The sequence below is a fragment of the Mesorhizobium sp. B1-1-5 genome (assembly GCF_006443065.1).
Taxonomy (GTDB): domain Bacteria; phylum Pseudomonadota; class Alphaproteobacteria; order Rhizobiales; family Rhizobiaceae; genus Mesorhizobium.
Map to the genome: position 1 here is coordinate 1 of NZ_VFWS01000328.1, position 1,608 is coordinate 1,608.

2 protein-coding genes and 1 pseudogene are annotated in these 1,608 nt (G+C 67.2%); all 3 read right to left on the bottom strand.

All coding sequences use genetic code 11. From position 1 onward, the window contains the following. Positions 1-177, bottom strand: a pseudogene (locus FJ980_RS30975) (ABC transporter permease); the annotation flags it as partial. Further along, a complete protein-coding gene (locus FJ980_RS30980) occupies positions 155-772 on the bottom strand; it encodes a transcriptional antiterminator (protein WP_140547356.1) in 618 nt (205 codons plus the stop codon). The gene FJ980_RS30980 and the pseudogene FJ980_RS30975, both read right to left, overlap by 23 nt. After that, on the bottom strand, positions 769-1,608 hold an 840-nt coding region (locus tag FJ980_RS30985; RefSeq protein ID WP_140547357.1), incomplete at its 5' end, for a transporter substrate-binding protein. The genes FJ980_RS30980 and FJ980_RS30985, both read right to left, overlap by 4 nt.

The window sequence follows — 1,608 nt, forward strand, 5'->3', positions numbered from 1 at the left end:
ATTCGGGTCATAGCCGGTCAGCCATGGCGCGAGGATCGCGCCGGCAAGGACGATGGCGACGATGAACAGACCGAGCAGCGCCAGGCGGCGTTTGACCAGCCGGCGCCAGACGCCGGCGCGCGACTTGACCGGCATGCGTGCGGCCGCCGGGAGGTCAGGCGCGATAGGAGTGGTCATCGCCGCCTTCCTCACCCGTTACTTCCTCATTGGTCATTGCCACGATGCGGCGCGCCCCATCCTCGACACTGATCTGCCAGCACATCGCCAGCGAGCGCAGCTGCGCGTAGGCGCGATCGTCGTCGGCGCCTTTCGACAGTGCCGCGACGGCGCGCACGATGGTCTGGCGCTCGGCGACACGCTGACGCAGCGAGGCGATCTCGCCGGCCAAATGTTTTCGCGCCTCGAAACTCTGCCTTGCGATCAGCAGCGCGCTGTAGACGCCGGCAGTGCCGACCGGCTTCAGGAGCTGCGCATCGGCCTTGTGCGAGAGAGCCCATTCGATGCGGCCGGGCGCCTCCGAACCGATCAGCGCCACCAGCGGCATCGGCGCCTCGCCGGCCTTCCACGGGAATTGCTCGTCGAAACCGAGATCGGCGTCGAAGAACACGAAATCGGCGGCCAGCGCTTCAGGCGGCAGTTCGGGCCAGCAGTCGACGGTGACCAGGCCGATGGCGGACAACTGCCTGGTGATGGCCTGCACGGTCGGGTGCGGGCGATGCAGGATGAATGCCCTGGCGCCGCCGAGATTCGGGATGCGCGATGGCCTGGTCACGACACCACCCTCAGGCGCGGCCGGCCGAATGTCGTGGCGGGGTCGTAGCGTGACAGGTACGGATCGGGCGCGACCTCGTGCTGCCGGCTGACGACCTCGAAGAAGCCGTCGGCGATCCGGCCGATGATTACCGGCATCGTTGCGTGCTGGGAATGAGCGTCGATAGCAATCGGGCCGAGCCGGGTGGAGAAGCGCCGTTCGGCGAAGGCCTTGGAAAATTCCGCCGGACCGGCGTCGGGATCACGCGAGAGCACGTCGGCCATCACTTGCACGGAGGCATAGGCGGAGGCCTCGAAAGACGAGGCGAAGGCCGCCGGGCGAGGCGCGAAATACGGCCCGACCGACAAATGCCCCTTGCCGGTTTCGCCGATCGCCGGCAGCTCACCCTCGGTGAGGTTGCAGGAGATGATCGGGCACACCTCGGGGCTGAAGGCCGGGTCCTCAACGCCCAGGTCGCGGTAGGCCGCCAGGAAGGCGTAGGAGGAGGTGCCGATCAGGTTGTTGAGGACGAAGTTCGGCCGCGTCGCCCGGATCTCGGCGATCAGCCGCGACACGTCGGTCTCGCCTATGCGCAGATAGCGCTCGCCCAGAACCTTGCCGCCGGCATCCGCGATCAGGTCGCGCGCCACGCGGTTCATCTCCCAGCCCCAGATGTAGTTCGAGCCGAGCAGGTAGCCGTTGGCGCCGAAGCGGGGCACGACATGGGCCATCAGCGGCACCAGATGCTGGTTTGGGCAAGCGTGCATGTAGACGACGTGCTCGTTGGCCTCGAAGCCTTCATAGGGGCAGGCGTACCAGAGCATGCCGCCGGCTTTTTCCAGCACCGGAATGGTCTC